Below are 7,287 nucleotides of genomic sequence, written 5' to 3'. Positions count from 1 at the left end.
CGCTATACTTTAATGATTCTAAATGCTCAATAAGCTCAGTTTGACTTTTGGAATAAAAGACGTCAACTTTGCATGTTTTTCCATTAATACTTTCAGGATTAGGAGAGGGATATTTGAAGTTTAAGATTAAAGAGTCTTTGGGTATTTGGTAGAAACGTCTTTTGTCAAAAATATGAAATGATGAATTGTAAAATAAGTCTCCAGTTAAATTTCCGCTAGTTAAGTTTTCAATCAAACTATCAAATTTAGGCTGACTAATTCTTGCTGTAGTATAAATAAGTTCTTCTTCTGTGTTCGAAAAAGGTTTCGTAATATAGATGGGTTTTTCTTTATTCACATTGCTTGGAATAAGACATGAATATAGAAGGTAATTTTTATTTTTCAGTCTATATATAAAAGAGCAAAAATTATAATGCACCAATTTCTTTCCTTCCCAACCTCTTCAAATTACTTCTTCCGCTACCCAGTTCCCATATAACTCTTCTGCTTGCTCTAATACTAAGGCAGTTGCTTGAGCCTGCATATCTGGTGGATAACCATATTTCTTTAGGATTTTCTTTATGTTTACTCGTATTAATGCTTTTACTTGTTCTCTTTCAGACCAATTGATCTTGAGATTACTCTTGAGCGACTTAACAAGTTCTTTTGCAATGATTTTGATGTCTTCGTTTTTCATTTCTCTAACAGCAGACTCGTTTTCCAATAGAGCATCGTAGAAGGCAACTTCATCATCTGTGAGTCCTAGGTCAGCACCTCGTTTCGTTTCATCCCTCATTTTCTTTGCTAATTCAATAAGGTGTTCGATGACCTGTGCTGTTTCAATAGCTCTATTCTGGTAACGTTTCAGAGAAGATTCAAGCAAATCAAGGAATGTGCGAGTTTTTACGATGTTTCGTTTTCCAGCCATTTTGTAGACTTGTTCTTTTAGGAGTTTCTGTAAGAGTTCTACTGCTAAGTTTTTCTGTGGTATTCCTTGAACTTCGGCTAAGAATTCATCAGTTAAGATAGAGATATCTGGTTTATTAAGTCCCACCGTAGCAAAGATATCAATGACTTCATTGGAAGAAACTGCACCTGATATCAGTTGTCTGATGGCATAATCTATTTCATCCTGTGATTTCTTTTTGTCATCGTCTGTTTTCTTTGTCAGAGCTGATCTAACGGTTTGAAAGAAGGCGACATCGTCTCTTATTTCAGTCGTTTTATCGTGGGGAACTGCAAGGGCGAATGCTTGTGAGAGTTCTGTGACCGTTTTCTTCAACTTCGATTTTCCATCTTCTTGTGACAGGATATGTTCTAAAGCAGATGGTAATAGATTGAGCCTATCGGTGGGAGTGCCAGTTTTCCATTTACCAAAGTCGAAACCATGAAAAAGTCCGCAAACTACTTCATATTTTTCAAGCATAACGGCTACTGCTTCATTTTGATCGAGAGCGGTTGATCCTTTTCCACCAGATTGGGTATAGAGGGATAAGGCAGATTTCAAACTGTCTGCAATGCCGATGTAATCAACTACAAGACCACCAGCTTTATCCTTAAAGACTCGGTTTACTCGTGCGATTGCTTGCATCAGTCCATGACCATTCATTGGTTTGTCTATATACATGGTATGAAGACTTGGGGCGTCAAAACCTGTGAGCCACATATCCCGAACGATCACAATCTTAAAAGATGAGTTAGGTTTCTTGAATTTTTCTGCTAATTCTTTTCTACGTTTACCCGTTCGGATGTGTTGTTGCCATTCAACAGGATCGGAGGCAGAACCTGTCATGATGACTTTTAATACACCCTTATCATCGTCTTCGCTATGCCATTCTGGATGAATTTTGATTAATTCATTATATAGATCAATGGCGATTCTTCGTGACATGGTGACGATCATCGCTTTTCCTTCCATCACAGATAACCTAAGTTTCCAGTGGTTGGACAAATCCTTGGCAACTAACTTGAGTCTATTTTGTGCACCTACTAATGCTTCTATAGTAGCCCATTTTGATTTTAGTTTATTCTTATCTGTTTCCTCTTCATCTTCCGTTATGGATTCGAAGCTAGGATCAATTTTGGGCTTTTCTGATTCTTTGAGTTCTAATTTAGCCAGTCTACTTTCATAATAGATTGGAACCGTTGCCTGATCCATGACAGCTTGTTGGATGTCATAAATACTGATATATTCACCGAAGACTGCCCGTGTATTTTTATCACTTAGTTCTATAGGCGTTCCTGTAAAACCTATAAAGGATGCATGAGGGAGTCCATCTCGCATGTGCCTAGCGAAACCATCTATAAAATCGTATTGGCTTCTGTGTGCCTCATCTGCCATAACGATAATGTTTCTTCGGTCAGAGAGAAGCGGGTAAGTGTCGTATTTTTTTTCTGGAAAGAATTTTTGAACAGTTGTAAAGATTACACCACCACTCGAAACGGAGAGAAGTTCTTTTAAGTGATTGCGATCTTCTGCTTGTACGGGTGTTTGGCGGAGTAATTCCTTGCAATTTTTAAAGGTATCAAAGAGCTGATTGTCTAAGTCTTGCCTATCTGTAATGATTACCACTGTTGGATTTTGCATTTCAGGAGAAAGGATTGCTCTTCCTGCAAAAAAGGTCATGGTAAGAGATTTTCCAGAACCTTGCGTGTGCCATACTACACCGATTCTTCGATCTCCTTTGGGTTTACTTGCTTCTATTGTCTGCGATAGGGCGGTATTGACTGCATGGAATTGATGATATCCTGCAATTTTCTTAATGTATGAGCCTTTATGATCTCGTTCAAATACAGTGAAGAACCGAATCAAATCCAAAAATCTTTTTTTTTCAAAAACTCCACGGATCATCACTTCCATTTGAGTCATAGAAGCAGAAGCTAGTTTTTCTCCTTCGATGGTTCTCCATACTGCAAATCGTTCTTTATCTGCTGATATAGAGCCAATTCGAGCTTCTAGACCATCACTTATTATCATCACTTCATTGTATGTAAAGAGACTAGGAATCTGATCCTTGTAGGTCTGTAATTGGCTGTATGCTGACCAAATCGTAGTTTGATGGTCAGCAGGATTCTTTAATTCGATTACCCCAAGTGGGAGACCATTGATAAAAACTAAGAGGTCAGGTCTTCTATTGTTTTGTCCTTCAATGATGGTAAATTGACTTACTACGTAAAAATAGTTTTTATCAGGGTAATCAAAATCAATTAACTTTACTTTATCTGTGACGATTCTGTCTTTTCCCTTGTAGGTTACATCAATTCCTTCGGTAAGCATTTTATGAAATTCATGATTTGTTTCAAGGACAGTGGGGAAGGAAATTCGAGTAACTTTGCGGTAGGCTTCATCTATTCCATCAGGAGGAATTTTTGGGTTAAGCGTTGTAAGGGCATCTTTTAGAATATAAGGAAGAAAAGGTTCTTTGACAGAATCTCTTTGAGCATTTGGTTCTTCTGGGAGAATCTCTTTCCCATTCAGATGTTCATAGCCAAGTGATTGGAATAGATCGATGGCTATTTGTTCGACATCAGCTTCTGTGAGGTGAATCGTCATTTGGCTGGCTCCAAAATTTGAGTGATCGTTTTATCTGTTAGTTCAAGTTCTCCTGATATGAGCTTCGGAAGTAAGGAATCACGGATTGCGATAAGATTATTTATTTGAAGTGTATTTTCTTTCAGTTGGATGAAGTAAGTGGAAACAATATTATCAAAAAAACTCAACGCCTCTTGAGATGGTTTAATGCATGAGATCATTCGAAAATTTGATTTGCTAATTTCCAAAAAAGTAGTCCCATTTGCATTTCCAATAATAGTTTCCATATTTTGTTTTAACCAGAAAAATAGAAAATAATTGGAAAGATATGCACCCTTCTTAAATCCAATAAATCCTTGATTTATTGAAATTGGAATCTCTGATAAAGAAACATAACCAATAGGTGCACGTGAAGACATTAATAAAGTACCACTCTCCAATATACCCGAAGAAATCTCTTTTACTCCAGCAAACGTTATTCTTCGATCAGTTTTCAGAAGAATTGGACTCGTTGCATTAGAAAGGTCTTTAGGTGTTGCAAAATGATGTTCGCCATTCCAAAAGCTTTCATTGGTTGTACTAGGAGTTGAACCGCCAACTATTTGTGTTAGTTCCCCCAACTTCCCAACCTTCCATCCTTTTGGAATTTCACCTAATTCTGATTCTTCGAACTCGCTAGGAAATAAGTCTTCAATTTCTTTTGGTAATCCAGTTGGGATTCCTTCTGCTTTCTTGCGAACAGGATCAAAGTCCACAAACCAAGATTGAAACAACGCTTTTGCTATGGCTTCAAGAGTTTCATTCATTTGGCGTAGAAGTTCTATTTTGTCATCTAGAGTGCCTAGTAGATGAGCGATGGCTTTTTGAGTAGGGAGAGGGGGGAGATTTAGATCAATAGATTTCAATGATGCAAGAGGCTGACCAATTCCTGGCGTTCCAACTTGTGATGAATTTCTAAGTAGTTTAAATTTTCCTTCACTTGATCTAAAATAGTAATATAAAAATAATGATTCTACTTGGGCTGGATCAGGTGACAATTTCATCAAGCTTGATGAAATTATAGAGTTATTTTCGTCGTTTGTTATAATTCCAACCTCACCAATGGAACCGCGATGTGGAAAAACTAAGTCTCCAATATTTACTATACAACCTTGTAACTGTTTTGCTGTTTCGTTTGATATGAAAACCCAATCTCCAGTAAGTTTTCTTCCTCCCGTAAGATTAGTTCCTCGTATTACAGGAATTCCTGATGATGTGTAAAGTTCGGATTTCATTCTTGAACCAAAAGGTCCAATCGCAATCGCAGATTTTTTTGAACTTTTTATTTCATCGATTGTGACAGATCGCCATTCTTTATTTTTTGTATCCATTTTAATCAAATCCAGTCACTTTCAAATTCTTGAATATTTCCAACGTTAACTTATTCGATTCAATAACTTGTTCTTTGAGTTTAGCGGTTAGTCCTTTCATCTTCTCTTCAAAATCTACACCATCGTCTTCAATATCTTCCGCACCGACAAACCTACCTGGTGTAAGGACATATCCATGTTGGACAATTTCAGGTAACTCTACTGATTTACAAAACCCCTTTACATCCTCATATTTGACCTTACAATCTTTATCCCCTCGCCAAGCATGGTAGGTGTCGGTGATCTTTTTCAAATCATCCTCTGTTAATTCACGGTGGACTCGATCTACAAGTGTTCCCATCTTACGAGCATCGATGAAGAGAGTATTACCTTTACGATTTCGAAACCGAGGATTTTCCTTGTTTCGAGTAAGAAACCAAATACAAACTGGAATTTGGGTGGAATAGAAGAGTTGTCCAGGTAGAGCGACCATACAATCGACTAAGTCTGCATCGACGATCTTTTTGCGAATCTCTCCTTCACCAGAGGTATTGGAAGACATGGAACCATTCGCTAAGACAAAACCAGCCATACCATTGGGCTTTAGATGGTGGATGAAGTGTTGCACCCAAGCATAGTTTGCATTGTTTGCTGGTGGAGTTCCAAACTCCCATCTTTTATCATTTTGTAATGAAGGTTGTCCCCATTCTTTCATGTTAAATGGTGGATTTGCCATAATTAGATCAAACTTCTCATGTGCATGTTGGTCTTTTAGAAAAGAGTCCGAAGGCTCCTTTCCTATATTGGCTTCGATTCCTCGAATGGCAAGGTTCATCATACAAAGTCTCCATGTAGTAGGGTTTGACTCTTGTCCATACACCGCAATGTCACCAATCCTTCCTGCATGGTGTTCTAGAAATTTTTCAGACTGCACAAAGAACCCACCTGAACCACAAGCAGGGTCATAAACAGATTGGTTTTTGGTAGGAGCAAGCATTTCAACGATTAGGCGAACAACGCTAGACGGAGTGTAAAACTGACCCCCTAACTTGCCTTCCGCAGATGCAAATTTGGTAAGAAAGTATTCATAAACCCTACCTAATATATCTTTTGAGCGATTTTCCTTATCTCCGAGACCGATTGTTCCAACGAGGTCTACAAGCTCTCCTAATTTCGTTTTGTCTAGGTCGGGACGGGCATAGTTCTTATTTAAGACCCCTTTTAGCTTCTGGTTTTCTTTCTCGATTAAATCCAATGCATCATCGATGATTTTTCCGATGGAAGGTTCTTTCGCCTTTTTTTGAATATAACTCCAGCGAGCTTTTTCTGAGACCCAAAACACGTTTTTGGCGATATACTCATCCTGGTCTTCTGGGTCGGAGCCATTTTTCTTATCTTTGGTTAGCTCGTCGTGGAGAGCCATAAAACTATCAGAAATGTATTTTAGAAAAATAAGCCCTAAAACGACGTGTTTGTATTCAGAGGCGTCCATGTTGTTGCGGAGTTTGTCCGCCATAGTGAAGAGTTTTTCTTCAAATCCGATGTTTGCAGAGGTGGTCTGGTTAGCTTTTGCCATTTAACGTCCTAGAATGCAGTTTAGGCATTTAGCAGTTTTTTTGAACATGGATTTTTGAACCTGCATTGCTTATTTCAGAATATTTTAGTTTTTTGTGAGTTAGAATCGTTTTGATAAAAGTAAATTTTAGCTTAAACATATTATTTAATGGGTATGCTTTAAATCTAATCACATAGACCAATTTCCACTTCTGCACATTTAGTTAGCATACCACATTATTCGGACAAGTTTGAATGGCTGGACTGAAAATCTTTATGAACTAGCAAAGTTTTGATTTATTATTACAAAGCTCATATTTCCTTTGATCTGATTTTTCAATGATTCCTTAAATTCATTTGGCAGTGAAAACATACTTTATTTTCTGACTTGTAAACGAATTCTCTGATCATTTTCAGAGTGAAATCCTTAGAAATTTCGGAAATGAGATTCCGCCTTGGTATGGAACATATTTGAAGATATTCCTCTAGTATATGAATAAATTCGTTAGTGTCTTTCTGATACTGGTATCTTGCCATGCAAAACTAATTTAAATCTATCGGTTAAAAATCCCTAAATAGTATATTAAATACATTCCTATTACCATTCATTTTATTACGATAGAGCCAAAAAATTTTTCAATTTTTCCACAAAATCTGAAATATTTTCATCGTAGTAGCAATAATAGAGTTTGATTTTTTGTTCAATGCAAACATCCAATTTTTGTCTGTCCCTTCTAATTTGATTTAAGAAACTATCCTTTCCACCCAAGTAATCAAGTGCTCTAACATGCTGTTCACCTTGATGTTCTATAGCATATTCGACATTTCTAATCTTAAAATAAAAATCTACCTCTAATCCATTTAGCCATTCAG

At 37.1% G+C, this 7,287-nt stretch carries 5 protein-coding genes; all 5 read right to left on the bottom strand.

Annotated elements, in window-relative coordinates:
* A partial coding sequence (locus EHQ59_RS17785; RefSeq protein ID WP_135619245.1) for a hypothetical protein occupies positions 1–337 on the bottom strand: 337 nt, incomplete at its 3' end.
* Positions 338–442: 105 nt separating this feature from the next.
* Positions 443–3,532: a type I restriction endonuclease subunit R gene (locus EHQ59_RS08470; protein ID WP_135619244.1), complete on the bottom strand. Its 3,090-nt coding sequence runs from the start codon at positions 3,530–3,532 to the stop codon at positions 443–445.
* Entirely contained in the window at positions 3,529–4,881 is a 1,353-nt protein-coding gene (locus EHQ59_RS08465) for a restriction endonuclease subunit S (protein WP_208652348.1), read from the bottom strand. The genes EHQ59_RS08470 and EHQ59_RS08465 overlap by 4 nt, the downstream gene beginning before the upstream one ends.
* Position 4,882: 1 nt before the next feature.
* Positions 4,883–6,436, bottom strand: coding sequence for a class I SAM-dependent DNA methyltransferase (locus EHQ59_RS08460; protein ID WP_135619243.1), 1,554 nt, complete (start codon positions 6,434–6,436; stop codon positions 4,883–4,885).
* A gap of 591 nt (positions 6,437–7,027) precedes the next feature.
* The coding region (locus EHQ59_RS17715; protein ID WP_208652347.1) for a hypothetical protein at positions 7,028–7,287 on the bottom strand (260 nt) is incomplete at its 5' end.

This window comes from Leptospira kemamanensis (assembly GCF_004769665.1).
In the GTDB taxonomy this organism is placed as follows: Bacteria; Spirochaetota; Leptospiria; order Leptospirales; family Leptospiraceae; genus Leptospira_A; species Leptospira_A kemamanensis.
This window is presented reverse-complemented; position numbering and strand designations above follow the sequence as displayed.

Bases quoted from the DNA above. Each gene is read 5' to 3' on its own strand.
- EHQ59_RS08460 (WP_135619243.1), bottom strand. From the start codon at position 6,436: ATGGCAAAAGCTAACCAGACCACCTCTGCAAACATCGGATTTGAAGAA.
- EHQ59_RS08470 (WP_135619244.1), bottom strand. From the start codon at position 3,532: ATGACGATTCACCTCACAGAAGCTGATGTCGAACAAATAGCCATCGAT.
- EHQ59_RS08465 (WP_208652348.1), bottom strand. From the start codon at position 4,881: ATGGATACAAAAAATAAAGAATGGCGATCTGTCACAATCGATGAAATA.